A 22,852-nucleotide genomic window follows, 5' to 3' on the forward strand; every position below is an offset into this window, starting at 1 on the left:
TGTTAATTATTTCGAGGTGCAAAAGTAGAGAATATATTTTTATTATGCAATAGTAGGAGCGGAATTATTCAATGTTATAGTAGGGAAATTGAGTGTTTATGGTGTTTTTTGTATCTTTGAGGTAGAAAAAATATTTCATGAAAACTAAAATGTATGCCTTTCCCTTATTGCTGATGGGGGTTCTATGTTATTCTCAGGATAAAATTATAAAGAAAAACGGAAATTCTTTCGAAGCTAAAATTATAGAAGTTGGAGCTTCAAATATCACTTACAAAGAGTTAGATTATCAAGACGGACCTACTCATTCATTAAACAAACCTGAAATTTATAAAATTATCTATGGTAATGGAAAAGAAGATCTTCTTGGGAAATATCATAATGTGGATGAAGTGAAGGCTTTTATTGCTGATAAAATCAGAGAATTTGGTGCAGACCGAGATAATGGAATGCTAAGACTTGCTGCTGAATTTGAAGGAAATAATATTAGAATAAATTCAGTAGATAAAAATGGAAAACTCTATTACAAAGGAGATTTATGGGATTTGAGTAAAGTTGTAGAATTTCATAAAGTATCCAAAAGGAAAAATGGGGATGCATTTTTAAATATAGTAACCTACAAAGTGAAAAGATCAAGTGAAAAACTGGATAAGTTGGTTATTAGAGTTATGAATTATGGTATAGCTGAAGAACTATCGGAAGCCTTTAAGGATTTAAATATTATGTTGAAAAAATCCTAAGAATTATCTTTACGGATTTCAGTTAAGAAGTTTACTTTCAATACATCATACAAAGAATGTCTGCTCACTAAAATAGAAGCAATAGAAGAAACCATACCGGCAAGCATCAGATGGAAAATCAATGAATGCCTGTCGGTCATTTCCAGTACAATAATTGCTGAAGTGAAGGGAGCACGGGTAATTCCGGTAAGAAAAGCAACCATACCTCCAAGTACAACAACATTGGTTTCATTAGCTGTTAAATGAATCATTCCCGAGATCACAGAGCCAATACTTGCCCCGGCAGTTAAAGCTGGAGCAAAAATACCACCGGCACCACCAGAGGTAAAAGATAGAGCAGGACCCAGCATTCTTAAAATCGGGACATACCAGTCTTCATGTTTGTCTTTCGTGAAAAGGACACGTTCCATAATCTCTTTCCCTGAACCAAGAATTTCATGGTTGATAAAATAAGCGATCGAAGCAATAATCAGAGCACATATAATCAGAAATACTATATTCGCTTTATCTGTTTTTAAAGTTTTCTTCTTCCAACCATTTATTTTAAGCATAATAACAGACAATTGGCTTGCAAGAATACCAGCCGTTGCTGCTACAAGGATAATAGGGAACATCACCATTAAGGAGACGTCATTTGTTTTAGGATAGCCAAGGTACAAATAAGATCCAGCCAATGTCTGAGCGGTTAAACCTGCAATGATAACGGCTGTAAATAACGCTGTTTTAAAGTAATTAATATGAGTTTTGGATAACTCTTCCACAGCAAATACAATTCCTCCTAAAGGCGTATTAAAAGCAGCCGCAAGACCCGCGGCGGCACCTGTCATAATCATATTTTTTTTGGAAATTTTAGGCCACCATTCAGGAAGGTATTCATTCACTTTTCTGAAAACAGAACCTGCAATTTGAATGGTAGGACCTTCACGACCCACAGCACCACCTCCAATAACCAATACGACAGAAGAAATGATTTTAAAAATGATAATTTTAAGACTTAAAAGACTTCTTATCTTTTTATGCTCCTTGGGATTAGCAAGCTCTACAGCCGCCATCACTTGTGGAATACCACTTCCTTTAGCATTAGGAGCAAATTCTTTTACCAGCCACCATGAAAGAACAAAACCTATAGGAGCAATAATGAAAATCATCCAAGCATGCCAGTCAAAGATAAAATTCATAAGGTGCTCGCCCCATGCAAATATCTGAGCATATAATACCGCGAAAAAACCAGTAATCACAGATCCGATCCAGAAAGGAATAGCCTGCAACAGATTGTGCTTCAACTGTTCATTCCGGATGTTATCAAAGGATTTCTTTATAGATCGGCGAATAAGGATAAGGACTTTCAGCATTTGTAGGTTTTGAAGGATGAAATTACGGCAAAATTTTGAGAATTATATAGTATTTATAAAATTAGGAGTAAGTCTTACACGGTCTAAATGAAAAGCTTGGATAGCTTCAAATTGATTTTTTATCTCAAGTTGAAAATCTTCATTGTGAATAAACGATATGCTTTCTTTTTGCTTTCCGGATTTAAAAATGACGCGGTATTAGCTTATTCTCTGCTTATAATGTTAACGAGTGTTTCCTCTGGTATGAATAAATGTCCTACTGCTAAGCAATATATGGAAGAAAAAAATCTCACCCAATAATGAGTGAGATTTTAAAATTTTAATTCTTAATAAACTTGGCATTTAAATTTCCAATTTTATAAAAATAAGTTCCTTTTGTCAGATTTTCGACGTCAATGGAAACCATACTATCACTGGTTCCAAAAGATTTATTTAAAACAATTTTCCCGGTCATGTCATAGACTTCCACTTTGTTGCTTCCATTTCCTGGGTTGGTGATTGTAAGAGTTTTACTCGCTGGAATTGGGAAAGCTGCCAGCTTGGCTGTATTTTGAATTTCCTTTGTAGCCAGAACGGTGGTAGGTAAACCAAATACAGTATAAATTGATTGGTCATTGGCGGTCTCATTCTCTATCATGATTTTATTAGTATTTGAAACTGGATCATGAAATACAGAATATTCTCCTGAGTAGGAAACAGTAATGTCCGGATTGAAGTCTTTGATAAGAAGACCATCTTCGTTCATAAGAATCAGTTTTCTATGCGTGGTTGTAGAATATTTTCCAACAGCTACTAAAAACTCTAATTTATCATCAGTATTGAAAATGTTTTTGGAAATAGGGTAGCTAGATTGTCCACTATCATACCATAAACTGGCAATGTAGTCTGTAGGTACAGGAATATTTACGGTTTTAATCAATGTAAAAGATGAATTATAAATCTTCAATGTATTGGTGCCGTTTACTAAATTTACATATACCATATCAGTACCTTTAGCAAAAGCAAATGCTCTTTCTCCTGTTGCAAAAGTATTCTCTAGTGTGATTTGTTGTCCAAACATCAAACCTGTCACTACGAATGCAGTGGATAATAATAATTTTTTCATGTTATAGTTTATTTTTAGTTACTTCTATTATTAAAGATTGTTTATAAGTGTAAGCAGATCCATTATCTGAAAGTGATTTTTAGAATGGATTTGATGACTTCTCTGTGTTTTATTTTAATTCGAGTTCAAAAATAAGATTATTTTCTAAAAAATCTGTGATCATAGATCCTGTTTAGAAAGGAATTGCCTGAAGAAGATTGTACTTCAGCTGTTCATTCCGGATGTTGTCAAAGGATTTCTTTATAGATCGGCGAATAAGGATAAGGAGTTTCAGTATTTGTTGGTTTTGTGGGATGAAGTTACAGCAAAAATCGGAGATTTAAATTTCCTGCAAAAATTTTGAGATCATTAAAGCATTTTCTGTACTTAAGGCTTTTGGAACAGCTAAACCTACGATATTATTTTTGACTTCAAGTTTAAAATCACCATCGGTAATAGACTTTACAGCGTCTTTTCTTTGTGGGTTTAAAAACGCCATGGTTTTATAAGGATCACTCCCTAAAACATAAAAGTCTTTAAAGTCCTTACTTTCCTTAAAATTAATATTGAAACGATTGAATATCCCTGCAATTTTATCAGCCATTTTTTTCTTATTGATTGAAATGAACCCAAAATCTTCATTCATTTTCTTTAGCCCCCAAACTTCCAATGTGTCGTATTCATCGGTCGTGCGGGTTCCCTTAGCTGTTGTTCCTATTGTGTTTACAAAGAGAATATAAAAAATATTAGTCATATTATTGTCCATAATATGATAGCAAAGTTTTGGCTCTTGTAAAAAATTGATGTCACTGGATTTAAATTGAGGGTATGGGGAATCTTCAATCTCTACAACAGATACTGTAAAGTTTTCTGATAGTCTGTCATGAATTTCAAAAATTAGTTTTTCGTCTTCTTTTGAAAAATTAAATAATTTAGTAACGTATAATTTTCTGAAATCGAGTTCCATTTGTAATTGTTTGTTTTAAAGATAAAATTTTTCAGACATATATCCAACAAAAAACCTCCGATCAGATCGAAGGTTTTGTATTTAAAATGTAATGATAAGTTTAAATCTTAATCACTTATTACTTATATTTCCGTGTTCAGATCCCAGTTTTCAAGGTAATCATGAACATGTTTAAGCATCATTCCACCTAAAGATCCATCTACTACTCTGTGATCGTAAGAATGAGACATGAACATTAAGTTTCTGATAGCAATTACATCTCCATCTGCTGTTTCAAGAACTGCTGGCTTTTTAACGATAGCTCCAATTGCTAGAATAGCAACCTGAGGCTGAGGAATGATTGGAGTTCCCATAAGGTTTCCGAAGCTTCCAACGTTAGAGATCGTGTAAGTTGCTCCTTGAGTATCTTCTGGTCTTAATTTTTTATTTCTTGCTCTGTAAGCTAGGTCGTTGATCGCTTTTGCAAGACCTGAAAGTGATAATTGATCAGCATTTTTGATAACAGGAACGATAAGGTTTCCGTCTGGAAGAGCAGTTGCCATACCAATGTTGATGTTTTTCTTTTTGATGATATTTTCACCGTTTACAGAAACATTGATCATTGGGAAGTCTTGGATTGCTTTTACAACAGCTTTTACGAAGATTGGCATGAACGTTAATTTCTCACCTTCACGTTTTTCGAAGATCGCTTTATTTTTATTTCTCCATTTTACAACGTTTGTAACGTCTGTTTCAATGAAAGAAGTCACATGAGGAGCAATTTGTTTTGCTTTCACCATGTTTTCAGCGATGATCTTTCTCATTCTATCCATTGGAATGATCTCATCACCTGCGCTTACAGGGATTGTAGCTGCCGGAGCAGAAGTTGCCGGTTGTGGAGTAGTAGCTACTTGTACCGGAGCAGCCTGTGGAGCTGGTTGGTTTCCTCTGTTAGCAACAAATCCTAATATATCTTCTTTAGTAATTCTTCCTTCTAAACCGCTTCCTTTGATAGTTTTCAGCTCAGCTTCAGAAATATTTTCTTGTTGTGCAATTGATTTTACAAGTGGAGATAAATAAAGATCTCCTGAGAATTCTACATTTGACGCAGCAGCAGTTTGTAATGGCTGTTCAATTGTTTTTAATGTTTCAGTGTCCGGAGTAGCAGCCGGTGTTTCAGTAGTTGTTTCTTCTGATGCAGTGCTTTCTCCTTCAATTTCTAAAATAGCAATGGGCTCGCCTACTTTTGCAACTTCATCTTTTTGCTTTAAAATTTTCACAATTTTCCCCGAAACTGGTGTCGGAACGTCTGAATCTACTTTATCTGTTGCAATTTCTACTACAGAGTCATCCTCTTTTACGTTATCACCTTCATTGAATAACCAAGTGATAATTGTCGCTTCCATAACACCTTCTCCCATGGAAGGAAGCAATAATTTGTATTCTGCCATTTTTGATTTTTAGATTTTGACAAATATATAAAAAAAATCGGTTTTTTTATGAAATATATAATTTTACGTGAATTCAATGTAAATATTTTCGCCTACATTCAATCCAAACAGGCTTTTAGCTCCGTTTTTCTTGCTGCCTTTATAGATCGTAAGCTCCAATAGCTGGCTATCATTGAAGATTGCTGCTGACTGGCCATGAAATTCTGTCTCCCTTTCCCAATCCGAAACCACCTCTGTATGGCTGGCAAATATTCTTGAAAGACTTAGGTTCCTGAATTTTATAGTAAAATTTTTATATCCTTTGCTGATATTTTCAAAGAAATCTTTATTAATATTTGAGATTATATTTCCGAAATTATCAATGTAAGTAACTTCACCAATGATCATTCCTTCAGATTCATTGTAAACGGCTCTAGGGAACATCAGTTGTTTTACAGATTCTATTTTTCTTCCAATAACTTCAGGGAGCCCTCCGTTGGCAAGATGAACGGCAGCAGGAACAAAAATGTCCGTAGAAGTGAAATTGATGACATCATCAAAACGGTTGTTTAGGGTCAATTCATAGATCGCTTCAGGTTTAATATCAAAAAATACTAAGCTCAAAAGACCATTGTCTGCCGCTAAAAAGTAGGAATCATCGGCTTTATAGATGATGTTTTTTCTAGATTTATTGTAAAAACTATCCACAGAAAGAATGTGAATACTTCCTTTTGGAAAATATTTATAAGCGTTTCTTACGATGTAAGATGTTTGTATAAGGTTGAAAGCCTGGATGTCGTGGGTTATATCAATAATATTAACCTCTGGATTTAGAGACAGAATTTTGCCTTTCACAGCGGCAACTCTGTAATCTAAATTTCCGAAATCCGAAGTAAGGGTAATAATTGACATGAGCAATTTATAGAATAGTGTAGTCTTGCAAAGTTATTTAAAATAAAAAGAAAGCCCGAAAGATTGTTGAAAAGAATTTGATATAAATTTGAAAAAAAGCTTTAATTTTAAAATCTAAAAATAAAAATACTGCATGTTTGAATTAACATATGATTTGGAAGATATCGATGCGAAAATCTTCTATGGAGTTAATAACCAATATTTCAACTTATTAAAATCAAGCTTCCCGACCATTAAAATAACAGGAAGAGATCATTATATTTTTGCGATGGGAAACCAGGAAGCTTTAGACATACTGAAGCAAAAACTGGATGATATCGTCAAGTTTATCTCAAAAAACAACTCAATTGGGCTTAAAGACGTTGAAAATATCCTGAATATTAAAGATGAAAATGAAAAACAACTGATCTTTGACCAGGATATTATTGTAAAAGGAGTAAACGGAAAAGTAATCAAAGCGAAAACAACCAATCTTAAAAAGCTGGTAAAGGAGACGGAGAAAAAAGACATGGTTTTTGCCATTGGTCCTGCCGGAACCGGAAAAACATATACGAGTGTTGCTTTGGCAGCAAGAGCTTTGAGAGATAAGGAAGTGAAAAGAATTATTCTCACAAGACCGGCTGTAGAAGCAGGAGAGAGCCTTGGATTTTTACCGGGGGACCTTAAAGAAAAGCTGGATCCGTATTTACAACCTCTATATGATGCACTTCGTGACATGATTCCTCATGAAAAACTTGAAGGTTTTATGGAGAAGAAGGTTATTGAGGTAGCTCCGTTAGCATTTATGAGAGGACGTACTCTTGATGATGCTTTTGTAATCCTTGATGAAGCACAAAATACCACTCATGCTCAGATGAAAATGTTCCTTACCAGAATGGGTATGAACGCTAAGTTTATCATCACAGGTGACCCGAGCCAGATTGACCTTCCTAAAAACCAGCAATCAGGATTGAAGGAAGCAATGAGAATTTTGAAGGGAGTGAATGAAATTGGTTTTGTACATCTTACAGAGGAAGATGTGGTAAGACACCCTGTTGTGAAGAAAATTATCCTTGCTTATAACGACGAAGATAAAAGATTGAGAAACGAATAATTTGCAGTTGAAATTTTTATTAACCGTTTATTAACGCTGAAAGATCTCATTAAAGTTTGTTAAATTGAAAAAAATAACTAGTTTTGCAGTCCTTTAAACGTAAAACTAATAACAATGAAAAAACTTTTACTTACTGCAGCAATCGCTGTAATGGGAATTTCTGCAAACGCTCAAGAATTCAAATTCGGTCCTAAAGCTGGTTACTCTTTATCAATGCTTAAAGCAAGTGGTGAAGGGCAAGATTATAAATTTGATGCAAAATCAACTTTCTATGCTGGTGCAATGGTTGAGTACAAATTCAATGACAAATTTGCTGTGCAAGGTGAAGTATTATATTCTCCCATTGGAGGCAAGCAAGAAGAGTCTGTTTCTTATAATATCATGGGAGCTAACGTTACAGGTACTGAAAAATCAGATTGGAAATTAGGTACTGTGCAAATTCCGGTGAGTGCTAAATATTATGCTACAGAAAATTTAGCATTTGGAGTAGGGCTTAATGTAGGAATTATTACTTCAGCTAAGATAAAAATGACAGCCGAATTATCTGGAACAGCTATGGGAGAACCTTTCTCTGATTCAACCACTGAAACTACAGATGTTAAAGATCATATGAATAAATTGAACTTAGCCCCATTTGTAGGTGCTGAATATACGCTTGAAAACGGATTGTTCTTTGATGCAAGATATAACTTAGGAGTTTCTAATCTTGCTAAAAAAGAAGATGGAGAAAACGGAACTTTAAAAAACAGCTTCATCCAGGTAGGTGTTGGTTTTAAATTCGGAGGGAACTAATCTGAAATTTAGAAATAAAATAATCATAGGAAAACAGGGCAAATTTGCCCTGTTTTTTTGTTGTTATAGGATGCTATAAAGTGAAATGTGCTTCTGTGATGAAAATAATTAGTATTTTTGGAGCGTAAAATTTAAACTTAAAAAAATGAAAAAGTTATTATTAGTAGGTGCTTTTGCACTTCTAGGGGGTGCTGTACAGGCACAGGAAGGTTTAAAATTAGGTGGACATATTGGTGTTCCTGTATCTGATGCAAGTAATGTTTCGTCGTTTACATTAGGAATTGATGGAGCTTATATGTGGAATATTGCTAAAGGTCTAGACCTTGGGGTAGCAACAGGATATTCTCATTTCTTCGGAAAAGATCATTTTGATGATTTCGGATTTATTCCTGTAGCGGTTTCAGGTAAATATAAATTCAAGGGTGCACCTATCTTTGTAGGATTAGACTTAGGATATGGAATTTCTACAAAAGCTAACGTGGATGGAGGCTTCTATGCGCAACCTAAATTCGGATACCAAATGTCTAAAGGAGAATTATACATCGGATATCAGTCTATAAGCAACAGACGTGATCACGGTTGGTATAAGGACAGCTGGAATGTAGGAGCTGTTAACTTAGGATATAATTTCTATATTAAATAAGAAATCTCTTTAATATATAGTATACAGAACTCTGGCTGAAAAGCTGGAGTTTTTATTTTTCTTGCTGATATTCCTATTATTATCTCCTTTTGAGATGCAAAAAACAGCCTCTAATTATAAACAATTGTTTAAATTTTAAGAGTTAATTCATTAAAAATTAACATTTTAACAAGAGTATTTTGCCTGTGTTTTGCTAATTTATTCTGGTTTTACTAAAATTCAGAAATTTTAAAAAGTAAACATATTAGGCTCTGGTTGCTAAATCGTAATTTTTTTATTCATAATATTGTGAAAAACTCAAAAGACTCTCCTGGGTATGATTTATTTTTGTAAAACCTTAAATTTTAACAATGATATTAATCACATTAACAAATTTTAATATTACTGGATACGACTGTAAATTTGCCTCCAGAAAGTATTAAAAATTTTTAAAATGAAAAAAGTATTATTAGCGGGTGCTGTTGCACTTTTTGGTTTATCAAACGCTCAGATTGCTAAAGGAACTACATATTTATCAGGATCAGTTGGTTACTCTCAAGAAGAAACTAACAACGGAAATTCTAAAGATGAGAATTTCAATGTATTGCCTACAGTTGGATATTTTGTAAACACTAACTTAGCAATTGGTTTAGGAGTTGGATACAAGACATCAAAATCTACTGAAACATCTACTTTAACATTGCCAGGTTCAACTACTGTTAGCGAAGATATTACTAAAAAACCAGCCTTTGTTGTTGCTCCATTTGTAAGAAAATATTGGACTTTATCTGAGAAATTATATATCTTCGGTCAATTAGCTGTACCAATGGAATTTGGTAAAACTAAAATCGAAAATAATGATGTAACTACTGCAGGAAACTCTACAGTTACTAACTCTACATCTACTGAGGCTAAATATACTCAGATTGGTGTTACTGTTAAGCCAGGTTTAGATTATTTCTTAAACAAAAACTGGTCTATTGAAGCTACTATCGGTGAGTTTGGTTATAACAACTATAAGCCAAAAGATGGTGATGCTACAAACAACTACAACTTTGGATTAAAGTTATCTTCTGTAACTTTCGGAGTTAAATATGTATTTGCAAAATAATAAACAAAACATATAGCAAAAAGCCCTGAGACTTCTCGGGGCTTTTTTGTATTTTTGGAAACTTTTTTAATAATAATCATGAAAAAAATCTTACTAGCATCTGCAATTGTTCTATTTGCAGGGCTTAATGCACAAACTAAATTCGGAGTAAAGGCTGGATATTCTCTATCAACGTTGAATTCTAATGATGATAATTTTGAAATCGGAGGTATCAAAGCCAGTATGGAATCAAAATCTGGTTTCTATATTGGAGGATTGGTTGAGCATAAACTCAATAATAAGTTCGCGTTACAGGGGGAGTTAGAATATGCTAACCTTGGTGGTAAAGCAGTTGTAAAAGCTTATGGCGTTACAGTAACAGAAAAATTAAACTTTAACAGAATCGTGATTCCTGTGTCTGCGAGATACTACGCTACTCCGGAATTAGGACTTTATGCTGGTCCATATGTAAGCTTTAGAACGAATACAAAGGTGAAAATGGAGGTGAGTGGAGCGCCATCAAACCCAGAAGCTCTACATGAAGGAGAGAAGTACCTTGAAAAAACTTTTGATGATAATCTTAAATCTACTGAGTTCGGTTTGTTCCTTGGGGCTGATTATAACGTTTATAAAGGCTTTTTTGTAGATGCACGTTACAGCTTTGGATTGACTAATATGATTAAAAATCCTGTAGATGGAGAAAAACTAAAGATGAATTTCCTTCAAATTGGTGTAGGATATAAATTTTAATAACTCAATTAATAATAATTAATAATCATGAAAAAACTATTATTGGCAGGTGCAATCGCACTTTTCGGACTTTCTAATGCTCAGATGACTAAAGGCGACTGGGTGATCAGTGGAAACACAGGAATGGGCTTTAATAATAATACAACTACGGTAAAAATTGGAAGTAGCTCTACCGACGGTCCAAAAGTAAATACATTCTCAATTGTTCCTTCTGTAGGATACTTCGTTATTGATAAATTAGCTGTTGGTATTGACTTAGGTTATGTTAATACTACGACTAAATATGAAAAAGCTAAATTTACAAACTCTACATTCTCAGTAATGCCTACAGCTACTTATTATTTTACTAATTCAAGCAAGCTGGTACCTTTCTTGGGAGCAGGAATTGGTTATGCATCAAATAAGGAAAAGACTTCTTATAGTGGTATTAATAATGACATGTATGATCCAATTCTTATGCAGAATACAGAGACTACTACAGATGGTTTGGCATGGAAAGTAAAAGGAGGAGTCACTTATATGGCAACTCAGTCTTTAGGGATTAATTTGGGCGTTTCTTATGATCAGTTTTCAAGTAAAGAAACGATTATGAATACAGAAGTTAAGACAAATGTTAAGACTTTTGGTGTGAACGTTGGTTTCTCTTATTTCATTAAAGGAAAAGCGCAGAAATCTGATAAATAATCTTTTATTGAAAGATAAAATAATAAAAAAGCTCTGAGACTTCTCAGGGCTTTTTGTATTTTTGGAAATATTTTTATATAATAACCATGAAAAAACTCTTATTAGCAGGTGCAATCGCGCTTTCTGGACTTTCTAATGCTCAAATGACTAAAGGTGTTTGGGTAGTAAGTGGAAACACCGGACTAGGTTTTAATAATGTTACAACTACTACTAAAGTGGGGGATAAGTCCGTTGATATACCTAAAACAAATACTTTTTCCGTAACTCCTTCGGTGGGATATTTTATAATCGATAAACTCGCAGTTGGGATTGATTTAGGATATGTCAATACTAGAACTACCTATGAACGCTCTAAAAATACAGATACTTCTTTTTCAATAATACCTACAGGTACTTATTATTTTACTAATTCCAGTAAAATTGTTCCGTTTTTAGGAGCAGGTATTGGGTATGTGTCAAATACAACAAAGATTCGTAGCAGAGATAACAATGTAATTCCTAATACCTTGATTGTGCTTGATCAATCATCAACAATAGATGGTTTAGCATGGAAAGTGAAAGGAGGAATAACGTATATGGCAACTCAACATTTAGGAATTAATTTAGGGGTTTCTTATGACCAGTTTTCACATAAAGATACTTTTATGAATCAAGAGGTTAAGTCGCGTTTTAAGACTTTCGGTGTGAATGTTGGTTTTTCTTATTTCATTAAAGGAAAAGTACAGAAATCTGATAAATAATATATTTATTTAAAGGAGATAAAAACAAAAATCCGACTCAATTTTGAGTCGGATTTTATATTTATAGCTGATGTTTTTAAATTATTTTCCAAACATTCCACCCATTCCAGGCATATTTGGCATCTTGCTCATCATCTGCATCATTTGCTTTCCTTGAGGTCCCTGCATCATCTTCATCATCTTACCCATCTGATCGAATTGTTTCATCAATTGGTTTACATCTTCAATCTTTCTTCCAGCCCCTCTTGCAATTCTATTCTTTCTCTGTGTGTTGATAATAGAAGGTTTTCTTCTTTCTTCAGGCGTCATAGAGTAAATAATAGCTTCAATATGTTTAAATGCATCATCGCTGATCTCTACATCTTTGATTGCTTTTCCAACCCCAGGAATCATTCCCATCAAATCCTTCATGTTACCCATTTTCTTGATCTGATTGATTTGCTTAAGGAAATCGTCAAAACCGAACTCGTTTTTAGCAATTTTCTTGTGAAGTTTTTTAGCTTCTTCCTCATCAAACTGCTCCTGAGCTCTTTCTACTAAGGAAACAACGTCTCCCATTCCTAAGATTCTGTCTGCCATCCTTTCAGGGTAGAAAAGATCTAAAGCTTCCATTTTCTCTCCTGTAGAAATAAATTTGATTGGTTTTTCAACCACAGAACGGATTGTTAAAGCAGCTCCACCTCTTGTATCACCATCTAGTTTAGTAAGAACAACTCCATCAAAGTTTAGCGCTTCATTGAACGCTTTAGCCGTATTCACAGCATCCTGACCTGTCATGGAGTCTACTACGAAAAGAGTTTCTTGCGGCTTGATGAAATAATGTACAGATTTGATCTCGTTCATCATCTGCTCATCAATCGCTAAACGACCTGCCGTATCCACAATTACTACATCATGGTTGTTTGCCTTTGCAAAATTAATCGCGTTTTCAGCAATAGTAGAAGGGTTTGTAGATCCTTCTTCAGTATAAACAGGAACATTAATCTGTCCTCCTAATACTTTCAGCTGATCGATTGCAGCAGGACGGTAAACGTCACAAGCTACTAATAAAGGCTTTTTATTTCTTTTTGTTTGTAAATAATTAGCAAGTTTTCCAGAGAAAGTAGTCTTACCAGAACCCTGAAGACCTGCAATAAGGATTACAGATGGCTTCCCGGAAAGATTAATCCCTTCCTGAGAGCCTCCCATCAGGTCCACTAGCTCATCGTGAACGATTTTTGTCATCAACTGCCCTGGAGTAAGGGAAGTAAGAACATTTTCGCCTAATGCTTTATCCTGAACTCTTTTAGTAAGATCCTTTGCAACTTTATAGTTAACGTCGGCATCCACCAATGCTCTACGGATTTCCTTTACGGTTTCCGCTACATTGATTTCAGTAATTTTTCCACGTCCGGAAATATTATGTAATGCCTTATCTAATTTATCCTGTAAACTATTAAACATATTTATTGTAAATTATAGGTTTGCAAAAATAAGGAATTTTTGAGAAATCTGAGTATGATATCCTTAATATTATAAGGATTTGATTGAAGTTGGAAGCTGGAAGCGGGGAGAAGGATGTTTTTTGAGGTCGATAGTAGTAAATAAGGTTTTTAATAATATATAAAGTAAGAGTTTTGGATTATTTTAATAAAACGAGCTGAATTGCGGTGTTGTAGAATAGTAACTTCCATCATCCAGCTCCCAGCTTCCTTCCTTATATAGATATAGAAGAATTCTTTTGTTTCAGAAATTATAATCCTATTTTTGCAGCATGAATTTTCTTGATAGTTTTATTATTGTATTATTAATAGCATTGCTTAATATAATAGTATATATAATATTTAAAAAGTATTTATACGGAAAACAGGATGCAGGAATGAGGTTTCTGGTCATTAATCTCTCTAAAGACCTGGTTTGGCTTATTGCTTCTTTAATAATAATAGAGAAGACTAAGGCTAATTTTCTCTTTATAGTGATCTGTTTTCTAGTTGCATCCTTCCTTATTTATTTACCCATAATAAAACTCATTAATAAGTCTTGATTTTTTTGATGATAAAAATCAATTTTTAGTATTGGTAAAGTTTAATAAAATCGATATATTTGCACACGATTAAAAAAGAGATATGAACAGAAAATTTTCTTCATTATTTTTCGCATTTTTATTTGTGTTTATAAGCGGTTTAGCTTGTGCTCAACACGAATCTGAAGGAGAGAAATCAGCGGAAAAAGTAGAGAACAAAGAAGCGAAAGATGGCTTCAATGCGACTACGATGATCATGGAACACATTGGTGATTCTAATGAATGGCATTTATGGACAACTAAAGATGACAGTGGTGAAGAGCATCACGTTTCTATCCCTTTGCCTGTTATCATTAAAGATAATGAAGGATGGCATACTTTTCTTTCTAGCAGTATTGCTCACGGACACGAACACGATGGGTATACTTTAGAACACGGGCAGGTAGTTTCTACTAAAGGTGTTGAAAAAGCTACATTATTTTCAATCATCAGTGGAAAGCAAAAATCAAACGAAGTATTTTTTGATCTTTCAGTAACAAAAAATGCAGCTTCAATGTTCTTGTCAGTGCTTTTTATGGCAGTAGTGTTCATAGGAATGGCAAGAAACTATAAGAAATCACAACTTCCAAAAGGTATCGGGAAATTTATGGAACCAGTGATTGTGTTTATCAGAGACGAGGTGGCTATTCCAAACATCGGGTCTGTTAAATATAAAAGATACATGCCTTATTTATTAACTGCATTTTTCTTTATCTGGATTAACAACTTATTTGGATTAATTCCTTTCTTCCCTTTCGGAGCTAACCTTACAGGTAACATTGCGATCACAGCAGTATTAGCAATCATTACCTTATTAATTACATTATTCAGTGCGAATAAAGATTACTGGAAACACATCTTTATGCCGCCGGTTCCAATCTTATTGTATCCAATTATGGTTCCAATTGAGATTATCGGAATCTTCACAAAGCCTTTCGCTTTAATGATGCGACTTTTCGCTAACGTTACAGCGGGACACATTATGATCTTGGCGATCGTTTCATTGATCTTCATTTTCAAAACACCATTATTAGGATTTGCATCTGTACCATTAGCATTATTCGTTTCAGTACTGGAATTATTGGTAGCAGCATTGCAGGCATATATCTTCACTGTATTATCCGCACTATTTATCGGAATTGCAGTTGCAGAGCACGAACATGAGCACGGTCACGAAGAGCACGCTCACTAATTAAAAGAAAGAATTTAAAAATAATTTTTTAACTAATATAATTTATTTATTATGGATTTATCAACAGGAGCAGGATTAATTTACGTAGGTATCGGTTTAGCAGTACTAGGTGTAGGTCTAGGTATCGGTAAAATCGGTGGTCACGCAATGGACGCTATCGCTAGACAACCAGAACAAGCTGGTAAGATTCAAGGAGCAATGCTTATCGCTGCTGGTCTTATTGAAGGTGCTGGTCTTATCGCGATCATCTTTGGTGCTTTCATCAAGTAATCTATCCTCAAAAAACATTCTTAGCAGTAAAGCGGTTGGCTGCTGCTAAGAATTTTTTAAAAAACAATCCATAAAATAACATTTAAAAAAAGAATTTACAGATATGGGAATTATTGAACCTGGAATTGGACTTTTGTTTTGGATGACCCTTACTTTTGTTATCCTATTATTTCTTCTAGCTAAATTCGCTTGGAAACCAATTGTAAATGCTGTTAATGAAAGAGAAACTTCTATCGTTGATGCATTAAACCAAGCTAAATTGGCTAAAAAAGAGATGGAAGATCTTAAAGCTGACAACGAAAGAATCATTCGTGAAGCTAAAATCGAAAGAGACGCTATCCTTAAAGAAGCTAGAGAAATTAAAGACAGAATCGTAGGTGAAGCTAAAGATGTTGCTAAAGCTGAAGGAGATAAACTTATCGAAGCTGCTAAGCAAACTATCAACGCTGAGAAAAATGCTGCAATGGCAGACATCAAAACTCAAATTGGTGCTTTATCTGTAAACATTGCAGAATCTATCTTGAAACAAAAGTTAGATAACACGGAAGCTCAAAACGAATTAGTTCAAAATTATATCAACAAATCTAACCTTAACTAAGAATGCTTACATCTAAAGTAGCGAAAAGATACGCACAGGGTTTACTTGATTTCACGAATGAATCAGGTCAGACAGCTGCCGTGTTTTCTGAAATGAAAGATGTAGTGAAGATCATGATTGAATCTAAGGATTTGAACAAATTCTTCCTTACGCCTTACATTGATGCAAAAAAGAAAATAGAGGTAGCAAACGAAATTTTCAAAGGTTTATCAGCATCTTCCCAGAATTTGATCAGATTGGTTATTAAACACGGACGTGAGAACCAATTAAAAAATATCGCTCAGGAATTCATCAACAAAGTTGAAGATATCAATGGAGTACAAAGAGTTACTTTAACTACGGCTACTCAGCTTTCCAAAGAGAATATTGATCAAATCCTAAGATCTACCAACTTGGTAAATGCAAACTCAAACTTCGATTTGAAAGTAAACATCAACCAAGATATTTTAGGTGGATATATCCTAAGAGTAGGAGACCAGCAGGTAGACGCGTCTGTGAAGACAAAATTGAACCAAGTTAAAAAAGATTTCCAATTAAATTAAGAAAAACAACCATACAATGGCAGAAATAAATCCGGCAGAAGTATCTGCGATCTTAAAACAGCAATTGGCCAACTTCGATACTCAATCAAACGTTGAGGAAGTAGGTACAGTTTTAACCATCGGTGATGGTATTGCTCGTGTATACGGGTTAGAAAACGTACAATACGGAGAGTTGGTGAAATTTTCTAGTGATGTAGAAGGTATTGTACTTAACCTTGAAGAAGACAACGTAGGTGTTGCTCTACTTGGTGAAAGTAAATTAGTAAAAGAAGGGGATACAGTAAGAAGAACAAACAGAATCTCTTCTATCAAAGTAGGAGAAGGAATGTTAGGAAGAGTAGTGGATACTCTTGGTAACCCTATCGATGGTAAAGGTCCTATCACAGGAGATTTATACGAAATGCCATTAGAAAGAAAAGCTCCTGGAGTTATCTACAGACAACCGGTAACTGAACCTTTACAGTCAGGTATCGTTGCGATCGACTCTATGATTCCTGTAGGAAGAGGACAAAGAGAGCTTATCATCGGTGACAGACAAACAGGTAAAACTACTGTTGCGATCGATACGATCATCAACCAAAAAGAATTCTTTGATGCTGGTAAACCAGTATATTGTATATATGTTGCTATCGGTCAGAAAGCTTCTACTGTAGCACAAATCGTTAAAACTCTTTCTGATAAAGGAGCTTTAGCATATACTGTAATCGTTGCAGCTAATGCTTCAGATCCAGTTCCAATGCAGGTATACTCTGCGATGGCAGGTGCTGCTATCGGTGAGTTCTTCAGAGATACAGGTAGACCAGCGCTTATCGTTTATGATGATTTATCTAAACAAGCTGTTGCTTACCGTGAGCTTTCTCTACTATTAAGAAGACCACCGGGTCGTGAGGCTTATCCTGGAGACGTTTTCTATCTTCACTCAAGACTATTGGAGAGAGCTGCGAAAGTAATTGCTGACGATAATATCGCTAAGCAAATGAATGACTTACCAGAGTCTCTTAAGCCAATCGTGAAAGGAGGTGGTTCATTAACTGCTCTTCCAATCATCGAAACTCAGGCAGGTGACGTTTCTGCATATATCCCAACTAACGTAATCTCTATTACAGACGGACAGATCTTCTTGGAGTCTGATCTATTCAACTCAGGGGTGCGTCCGGCGATCAATGTTGGTATCTCTGTATCAAGGGTAGGAGGTAACGCTCAGATCAAATCAATGAAAAAAGTATCTGGTACATTAAAACTTGACCAGGCTCAATATAAAGAATTAGAAGCGTTTGCTAAGTTCGGATCTGACCTTGATGCTTCTACGTTAGCAGTAATCTCTAAAGGAGAAAGAAACGTAGAGCTTCTTAAGCAACCAGTTAACTCTCCACTTCCAGTTGATAGCCAAGTAGCTATGATCTATGCTGGTACTGAGAACTTATTGAGAAACGTTCCATTGAACAAGATTAAAGAATTCCAACACGAATATATCGAGTTCCTAAGATCTAAGCACCCTGATACTATGGCTGCTATCAAATCTGGAAAAATCGATAACGATATTACAGGTGTTCTTAAGCAGGCAGCTAATGATTTAGCTTCTAAATACAACTAAAAAAATTCAATGTTTAAGGTTTAAAATGTAAGTTTTAAGCCTTAAACTTTAGACCTTAAACTTTGAACCCAAATTAATGGCAAACTTAAAAGAAATACGAGGCAGAATTACGTCAATTTCATCTACGATGCAGATTACACGTGCTATGAAAATGGTTTCCGCGGCGAAACTTAAAAAAGCACAGGACGCAATCGTAATGTTAAGACCTTATTCTGAAAAATTACAGGAGCTTATCCAGAATGTAAATTCTAGCTCTGATCCTGACCAGGTTTCTGTATATGCTCAGAAAAGAGAGGTTAAAAGAATACTTTTCATCGCTGTTACTTCAAACAGAGGTCTTGCGGGAGCTTTTAACTCTTCAATCGTAAAAGAGCTTAACCTTCAGTTCCAGAACAACTCTCAGTATGAGATTGAAGTTCTTCCTGTAGGGAAAAAAGTATATGATGCTGTAAGAAGAAATCGTTCAGTATATACTAATGGAAGTTCTGTTTATGATAACCTGAGCTTTGATTCAGTTGCTCATATCACTGAAGGTGTTATGACAAGCTTCAAAGAAGGTAAATTTGACGAAGTTTATGTTATCTATAACAAATTCGTTAATGCAGCTACTCAGGAAGTAACTACAGAACAACTTCTTCCAATCTCAATGCCTGAAACTACAGAACCACAGGTTGAAACAGATTATATCTTTGAACCTAACAGAGCTGAGATCTTGGATAACTTGATTCCAAAATCTATCAAAACTCAGGTTTTCAAAGCAATCTTAGATTCAGTAGCATCTGAGCACGGAGCGAGAATGACTGCAATGCATAAAGCTACAGATAACGCAGAAGCTTTGAGAAATGATCTTAAGATCTTCTACAACAAAGCAAGACAGGCTGCAATTACCAACGAAATCTTGGAAATTGTTTCCGGAGCAGAAGCTTTAAAAAATTCGTAAAGAATTATTTTAACATACAATCAAAAGCATCGACAATATCGATGCTTTTTTGTTTTTAAAGGGTGTAAAATTCAATTAAGCACTCAAAAAAGCTTTTTTTTATCTATAAATGAAAAGTACTTCCAATTATTTTTTTTATGGTAAAATAGACAGGTTTTAAGATGTTAAATTTTACCTCAAAAATTCCTTTATTGAAATAATCTATCCCCGATTCAGGTTATTTTTATTTTGCATATCTTTGTACCTAATAAAATTTATACAACTTCTAAATGGACTCGGACATAGTCAGGCTTTTGCTGGCCTTATTTCTTGTTTTACTAAATGGCTTCTTCGTAGCCGCAGAATTTTCAATTGTTAAAGTTCGTTACTCTCAAATTCAACTAAAAGCCGCAGAAGGGGATTCTATGGCAAAGCAGGCAGAACATATCATCAAACATCTGGATGAATATCTTTCCGCGACACAATTAGGTATTACTTTGGCTTCCCTTGCCCTGGGTTGGGTAGGAGAGAGTGCTCTGCATCATATTGTTGAAAATATTTTCCACTCACTTAATCTGAACATGAGTCAGGCTACCATTACTTCGGTAGCATTGATAATAAGCTTCGTATTAATTACGATTATGCACATTGTATTTGGAGAGCTTATCCCTAAATCAATTGCCATCAGAAAATCTGAAGCAACAACAATGGCAACAGCTGTTCCGCTAAGGGTTTTTTATACTGTTTTTAAACCATTTATATGGTTGATGAACTCCATGTCTAATGGTTTTTTAAGACTTGTGAAAATTCACCCGGCTTCTGAACAGGAAATTCATTCTACAGAAGAACTTCAGCTGTTGGTAAAACAAAGTGCAGACAGCGGTGAAATTGAAGAAGAGAATTATGAGATCATTAAGAATGCATTTGATTTTACAGATCACTCTGCAAAACAGATCATGGTTCCAAGACAGAACATAACATCTATCGACTTTGAAGAAGATGTAAATGATATTATCAACAAGATCATGGATAGCGGATATTCCCGTATTCCTGTTTATCTTGATTCAATCGACAATGTAATAGGTATTTTCTATACAAAGGAAATTATCAGAGAATATGTGAAAAGAAAAGGAGCTTTAGATCATGAAGATCTTAAAGACCTTATGCGTGATGCCTTTTTCGTAGTAGAAAGCAAAAAAGTTTCAGACTTATTAAAGATTTTCCAACAGAAAAAACAACACCTTGCTATCGTTATCGATGAATTTGGTGGAACTGAAGGTATCATTACCCTTGAAGATATTCTGGAAGAACTTGTAGGGGAAATTCAGGATGAAGAAGACGAAGAAGAAAAGATTGTTGACAAAATTGCAGACAATACCTATTGGGTGCAGGCTACACAGCCTTTGGATGAGATCAATGAATTCTTACCTAAAAGACTTCCTCTTTCCGAAGAAAGTGAATACAACTCATTAGCAGGATTTATCCTTTATGAATTGGAAGATATTCCGGAAGAGAATCAGGAATTTGATTTAGATGATTATCATTTCAAAATCCTGAAGATGAATAACAAGAGTGTTGAACTTGTTGAACTAATATACCAGGAACCCAATGCTATTGATAGTTTAGCAGAAAAAATCGGTGAAGTTTAAAACAACTAAGAATGAATTTTTATAATACGATAAAAGACTACGAAGACCCGAAACGTCAGTATGAAGAAGAAGTTCTTGTACTGGATGATACGGATGAAGTCTACAAACTGGTGTTGCATAATGATGATGTTCATACCTTTGATTATGTAATTGACAGCCTGATTGAAATATGTAAGCATACATTAGAACAGGCAGAACAATGTACGATATTAGTCCACTATAAGGGCAAGTGTACTGTAAAAACAGGCTCATTGGATATTTTGAAGCCTATGCACGAAAAATTACTTTCACGCGAATTAACAAGTGAAATCGTATAAAATAAAAAAACCGACCAATCATTGGTCGGTTTTTTTATGGAAACCTTTCATGAACCTTTAACGATAAGTGTTGTCATTCCGACGAAGGAGGAGTCTCATAATCTAAGTATTCTAAATTTGACAGCCAGTTTTATTATTCCTGTAAATTATTTTAACGCAGCGTCCGCAAGGTTTTTAATCAAAAGAATGAAGAATTCCGTTTGCAGAGGCGTTAACACTTAGCAAATGCTCTTATTGGATTCATTGCTAAATGAAATATCTTTGCGAACAAAAAATATCCATACAATATTTAAATTCTTTGCGTATTCCTAGCGTTAAAAAGTAAGACAGTAGTTTTTAAAGATATAAAGCAGTTTTTTTCTAATTAAATCCTCCAATTTTCAGTAAGCTAACTATTTTTGAGACTAATTACTTTAGCCTCAGAGTGTAAGGATTTCCGAATTACTCAATTTCGTTCTCTGCATTGCCACATTTTATCTAAAATAGTATATTTGTACCAACTATAAAGAAACAAAAAAACAATGCTTGTAATAGGAATTGCCGGTGGAACAGGATCCGGCAAAACTACAGTTGTTGATAAGATACTTCAGCAGCTTGATATCGAAGGAATGAATATCCTTTCTCAGGATAATTATTATCATGACAACCAAGGTCTTACACTGACAGAAAGAGAGGCTTTAAATTATGACCATCCGAAGTCGATAGATTTTGAACTATTGATAAAACACGTGAAAGCCTTAAAGAATAATGAGCCTATTGAACAGCCTATTTATAGCTTTGTAACGCATTCCAGAACGGGAGATCATGTTACTGTAGAACCTAAAAATGTATTGGTAGTAGAAGGAATTCTTGTTCTTACCAACAAAGAATTACTGAAAGAATTCGATTTGAAAGTATTTGTTCATGCAGATTCTGATGAAAGATTAATAAGAAGGATCAGAAGAGATACTCAGGAAAGAGGAAGAGATCTGAGCGAAGTATTACACCGTTATCAGACGACTTTAAAACCAATGCATCAGGAATTCATTGAGCCATCAAAGAATGAAGCGGATCTTATTATCCCAAATATGAAGCAGAATTCTGTAGCGATTGATTTTTTAACTACTGTTATTAAAAACTCGTTGAGAAAACATTAAAAAAATGGAAGAAAATAACCTTATCAAAGACATTCAGCCGAAATCTGAAACATTCAAACTTATCCAAAAATATGTATTGAATAAGTATACCATTACGATCTGTCTGTTTTTGGTATGGATGATTTTCTTCGACAAAACCTCATTTCTTGTAATTAACGAACTGAATGGTGAGATTCATAAATATGAAGAGCAGCTGGAGTATTACAAAAAAGAATACGAAAAGAATGATGCTTTTTATAAAAAACTGATGAACAACAAGTCAGAGAAAGAAAAATACGCAAGAGAAAATTATTTTATGAAGAAACCTAATGAAGAAATCTTCATTCTGGTAGTCGACAGCACGAAAGTCGCTAAAAAATAAG

The 22,852-nt window shown here is 34.5% G+C and carries 24 protein-coding genes; 18 read left to right on the forward strand and 6 right to left on the reverse strand.

Translation table 11 applies throughout. The features are described 5' to 3' along the window. The first annotated feature begins 137 nt into the window (after positions 1 to 137). Positions 138 to 737, forward strand: coding sequence for a hypothetical protein (locus tag BBI01_RS08295; protein WP_065394220.1), 600 nt, complete (start codon positions 138 to 140; stop codon positions 735 to 737). Here BBI01_RS08295 and BBI01_RS08300 read toward each other — a convergent pair. The 5 genes from BBI01_RS08300 to BBI01_RS08325 form a co-directional block, all read right to left on the reverse strand. Beyond that, on the reverse strand, positions 734 to 2,089 hold the full coding sequence (locus BBI01_RS08300) for a chloride channel protein (RefSeq protein WP_065394221.1): 1,356 nt from the start codon (positions 2,087 to 2,089) through the stop codon (positions 734 to 736). The genes BBI01_RS08295 and BBI01_RS08300 overlap by 4 nt on opposite strands. A 319-nt stretch (positions 2,090 to 2,408) precedes the next feature. Next, complete coding sequence (locus BBI01_RS08310; protein WP_065394223.1) at positions 2,409 to 3,194, reverse strand: T9SS type A sorting domain-containing protein; 786 nt, start codon at positions 3,192 to 3,194, stop codon at positions 2,409 to 2,411. A 319-nt stretch (positions 3,195 to 3,513) separates the two neighbouring features. Then, positions 3,514 to 4,140 (reverse strand): hypothetical protein, encoded by a 627-nt coding sequence (locus tag BBI01_RS08315; protein ID WP_065394224.1) that lies wholly within the window; start codon positions 4,138 to 4,140, stop codon positions 3,514 to 3,516. A gap of 122 nt (positions 4,141 to 4,262) precedes the next feature. Continuing rightward, a complete protein-coding gene (locus BBI01_RS08320; RefSeq protein ID WP_065394225.1) occupies positions 4,263 to 5,570 on the reverse strand; it encodes a dihydrolipoamide acetyltransferase family protein in 1,308 nt (435 codons plus the stop codon). Positions 5,571 to 5,633: 63 nt separating this feature from the next. Beyond that, the gene (locus tag BBI01_RS08325; RefSeq protein WP_065394226.1) at positions 5,634 to 6,461 is read right to left on the reverse strand and encodes an SAM hydrolase/SAM-dependent halogenase family protein; all 828 of its coding nucleotides are present in this window, start codon (positions 6,459 to 6,461) and stop codon (positions 5,634 to 5,636) included. Positions 6,462 to 6,594: 133 nt separating this feature from the next. Between BBI01_RS08325 and BBI01_RS08330 the strand changes: the two genes are divergently transcribed. From BBI01_RS08330 to BBI01_RS08360, 7 genes are all read left to right on the forward strand, one after another. Continuing rightward, positions 6,595 to 7,554 (forward strand): PhoH family protein, encoded by a 960-nt coding sequence (locus BBI01_RS08330; protein WP_065394227.1) that lies wholly within the window; start codon positions 6,595 to 6,597, stop codon positions 7,552 to 7,554. A 114-nt stretch (positions 7,555 to 7,668) separates the two neighbouring features. Further along, positions 7,669 to 8,346: a porin family protein gene (locus BBI01_RS08335; protein WP_065394228.1), complete on the forward strand. Its 678-nt coding sequence runs from the start codon at positions 7,669 to 7,671 to the stop codon at positions 8,344 to 8,346. A gap of 145 nt (positions 8,347 to 8,491) precedes the next feature. Continuing rightward, positions 8,492 to 8,989 (forward strand): hypothetical protein, encoded by a 498-nt coding sequence (locus BBI01_RS08340; protein ID WP_065394229.1) that lies wholly within the window; start codon positions 8,492 to 8,494, stop codon positions 8,987 to 8,989. 433 nt (positions 8,990 to 9,422) lie between these two features. Beyond that, the gene (locus BBI01_RS08345) at positions 9,423 to 10,079 is read left to right on the forward strand and encodes an outer membrane beta-barrel protein (protein ID WP_065394230.1); all 657 of its coding nucleotides are present in this window, start codon (positions 9,423 to 9,425) and stop codon (positions 10,077 to 10,079) included. 78 nt (positions 10,080 to 10,157) lie between these two features. Beyond that, a complete protein-coding gene (locus BBI01_RS08350; protein WP_065394231.1) occupies positions 10,158 to 10,808 on the forward strand; it encodes a porin family protein in 651 nt (216 codons plus the stop codon). Between the two features lie 27 nt (positions 10,809 to 10,835). After that, a complete protein-coding gene (locus BBI01_RS08355) occupies positions 10,836 to 11,492 on the forward strand; it encodes an outer membrane beta-barrel protein (protein WP_065394232.1) in 657 nt (218 codons plus the stop codon). A gap of 86 nt (positions 11,493 to 11,578) precedes the next feature. Continuing rightward, on the forward strand, positions 11,579 to 12,232 hold the full coding sequence (locus tag BBI01_RS08360) for an OmpW family outer membrane protein (RefSeq protein ID WP_065394233.1): 654 nt from the start codon (positions 11,579 to 11,581) through the stop codon (positions 12,230 to 12,232). Positions 12,233 to 12,313: 81 nt separating this feature from the next. Here the strand turns inward: BBI01_RS08360 and ffh are convergent, their stop codons facing one another. Beyond that, a complete protein-coding gene (ffh, locus tag BBI01_RS08365; RefSeq protein ID WP_065394234.1) occupies positions 12,314 to 13,675 on the reverse strand; it encodes a signal recognition particle protein in 1,362 nt (453 codons plus the stop codon). 662 nt (positions 13,676 to 14,337) lie between these two features. Between ffh and atpB the strand changes: the two genes are divergently transcribed. The 10 genes from atpB (at position 14,338) to BBI01_RS08420 (ending at position 22,851) form a co-directional block, all read left to right on the forward strand. After that, on the forward strand, positions 14,338 to 15,465 hold the full coding sequence (gene atpB / locus BBI01_RS08375; protein ID WP_065394236.1) for a F0F1 ATP synthase subunit A: 1,128 nt from the start codon (positions 14,338 to 14,340) through the stop codon (positions 15,463 to 15,465). A 51-nt stretch (positions 15,466 to 15,516) separates the two neighbouring features. Beyond that, positions 15,517 to 15,735, forward strand: coding sequence for an ATP synthase F0 subunit C (locus BBI01_RS08380; RefSeq protein ID WP_007844726.1), 219 nt, complete (start codon positions 15,517 to 15,519; stop codon positions 15,733 to 15,735). Between the two features lie 103 nt (positions 15,736 to 15,838). After that, entirely contained in the window at positions 15,839 to 16,333 is a 495-nt protein-coding gene (locus BBI01_RS08385; RefSeq protein ID WP_045497327.1) for a F0F1 ATP synthase subunit B, read from the forward strand. Between the two features lie 2 nt (positions 16,334 to 16,335). Then, positions 16,336 to 16,875, forward strand: a complete 540-nt coding sequence (atpH, locus tag BBI01_RS08390; RefSeq protein WP_065394237.1) for an ATP synthase F1 subunit delta — start codon at positions 16,336 to 16,338, stop codon at positions 16,873 to 16,875. A 16-nt stretch (positions 16,876 to 16,891) separates the two neighbouring features. Beyond that, a complete protein-coding gene (gene atpA / locus BBI01_RS08395; RefSeq protein WP_065394238.1) occupies positions 16,892 to 18,469 on the forward strand; it encodes a F0F1 ATP synthase subunit alpha in 1,578 nt (525 codons plus the stop codon). Between the two features lie 76 nt (positions 18,470 to 18,545). Then, positions 18,546 to 19,409 (forward strand): ATP synthase F1 subunit gamma, encoded by an 864-nt coding sequence (gene atpG, locus BBI01_RS08400; protein WP_065394239.1) that lies wholly within the window; start codon positions 18,546 to 18,548, stop codon positions 19,407 to 19,409. A 269-nt stretch (positions 19,410 to 19,678) separates the two neighbouring features. Further along, on the forward strand, positions 19,679 to 21,037 hold the full coding sequence (locus tag BBI01_RS08405) for a hemolysin family protein (RefSeq protein ID WP_065394240.1): 1,359 nt from the start codon (positions 19,679 to 19,681) through the stop codon (positions 21,035 to 21,037). Between the two features lie 11 nt (positions 21,038 to 21,048). After that, positions 21,049 to 21,354: an ATP-dependent Clp protease adaptor ClpS gene (locus BBI01_RS08410; RefSeq protein WP_065394241.1), complete on the forward strand. Its 306-nt coding sequence runs from the start codon at positions 21,049 to 21,051 to the stop codon at positions 21,352 to 21,354. 521 nt (positions 21,355 to 21,875) lie between these two features. After that, complete coding sequence (udk, locus tag BBI01_RS08415; protein WP_065394242.1) at positions 21,876 to 22,490, forward strand: uridine kinase; 615 nt, start codon at positions 21,876 to 21,878, stop codon at positions 22,488 to 22,490. Between the two features lie 4 nt (positions 22,491 to 22,494). Beyond that, on the forward strand, positions 22,495 to 22,851 hold the full coding sequence (locus tag BBI01_RS08420) for an FtsB family cell division protein (protein WP_065394243.1): 357 nt from the start codon (positions 22,495 to 22,497) through the stop codon (positions 22,849 to 22,851). Position 22,852 lies beyond the last annotated feature (1 nt).

It is taken from the genome of Chryseobacterium artocarpi, assembly GCF_001684975.1.
GTDB classification, from domain to species: Bacteria; Bacteroidota; Bacteroidia; order Flavobacteriales; family Weeksellaceae; genus Chryseobacterium; species Chryseobacterium artocarpi.

Bases quoted from the DNA above. Each gene is read 5' to 3' on its own strand.
- BBI01_RS08340 (WP_065394229.1), top strand. From the start codon at position 8,492: ATGAAAAAGTTATTATTAGTAGGTGCTTTTGCACTTCTAGGGGGTGCT.
- BBI01_RS08310 (WP_065394223.1), bottom strand. From the start codon at position 3,194: ATGAAAAAATTATTATTATCCACTGCATTCGTAGTGACAGGTTTGATG.
- BBI01_RS08405 (WP_065394240.1), top strand. From the start codon at position 19,679: ATGGACTCGGACATAGTCAGGCTTTTGCTGGCCTTATTTCTTGTTTTA.
- BBI01_RS08410 (WP_065394241.1), top strand. From the start codon at position 21,049: ATGAATTTTTATAATACGATAAAAGACTACGAAGACCCGAAACGTCAG.
- BBI01_RS08420 (WP_065394243.1), top strand. From the start codon at position 22,495: ATGGAAGAAAATAACCTTATCAAAGACATTCAGCCGAAATCTGAAACA.
- BBI01_RS08345 (WP_065394230.1), top strand. From the start codon at position 9,423: ATGAAAAAAGTATTATTAGCGGGTGCTGTTGCACTTTTTGGTTTATCA.
- BBI01_RS08360 (WP_065394233.1), top strand. From the start codon at position 11,579: ATGAAAAAACTCTTATTAGCAGGTGCAATCGCGCTTTCTGGACTTTCT.
- atpB (WP_065394236.1), top strand. From the start codon at position 14,338: ATGAACAGAAAATTTTCTTCATTATTTTTCGCATTTTTATTTGTGTTT.
- ffh (WP_065394234.1), bottom strand. From the start codon at position 13,675: ATGTTTAATAGTTTACAGGATAAATTAGATAAGGCATTACATAATATT.
- atpH (WP_065394237.1), top strand. From the start codon at position 16,336: ATGCTTACATCTAAAGTAGCGAAAAGATACGCACAGGGTTTACTTGAT.
- BBI01_RS08295 (WP_065394220.1), top strand. From the start codon at position 138: ATGAAAACTAAAATGTATGCCTTTCCCTTATTGCTGATGGGGGTTCTA.
- atpG (WP_065394239.1), top strand. From the start codon at position 18,546: ATGGCAAACTTAAAAGAAATACGAGGCAGAATTACGTCAATTTCATCT.
- udk (WP_065394242.1), top strand. From the start codon at position 21,876: ATGCTTGTAATAGGAATTGCCGGTGGAACAGGATCCGGCAAAACTACA.
- BBI01_RS08335 (WP_065394228.1), top strand. From the start codon at position 7,669: ATGAAAAAACTTTTACTTACTGCAGCAATCGCTGTAATGGGAATTTCT.
- BBI01_RS08380 (WP_007844726.1), top strand. From the start codon at position 15,517: ATGGATTTATCAACAGGAGCAGGATTAATTTACGTAGGTATCGGTTTA.
- BBI01_RS08385 (WP_045497327.1), top strand. From the start codon at position 15,839: ATGGGAATTATTGAACCTGGAATTGGACTTTTGTTTTGGATGACCCTT.
- atpA (WP_065394238.1), top strand. From the start codon at position 16,892: ATGGCAGAAATAAATCCGGCAGAAGTATCTGCGATCTTAAAACAGCAA.
- BBI01_RS08315 (WP_065394224.1), bottom strand. From the start codon at position 4,140: ATGGAACTCGATTTCAGAAAATTATACGTTACTAAATTATTTAATTTT.
- BBI01_RS08330 (WP_065394227.1), top strand. From the start codon at position 6,595: ATGTTTGAATTAACATATGATTTGGAAGATATCGATGCGAAAATCTTC.
- BBI01_RS08355 (WP_065394232.1), top strand. From the start codon at position 10,836: ATGAAAAAACTATTATTGGCAGGTGCAATCGCACTTTTCGGACTTTCT.
- BBI01_RS08300 (WP_065394221.1), bottom strand. From the start codon at position 2,089: ATGCTGAAAGTCCTTATCCTTATTCGCCGATCTATAAAGAAATCCTTT.
- BBI01_RS08320 (WP_065394225.1), bottom strand. From the start codon at position 5,570: ATGGCAGAATACAAATTATTGCTTCCTTCCATGGGAGAAGGTGTTATG.
- BBI01_RS08350 (WP_065394231.1), top strand. From the start codon at position 10,158: ATGAAAAAAATCTTACTAGCATCTGCAATTGTTCTATTTGCAGGGCTT.
- BBI01_RS08325 (WP_065394226.1), bottom strand. From the start codon at position 6,461: ATGTCAATTATTACCCTTACTTCGGATTTCGGAAATTTAGATTACAGA.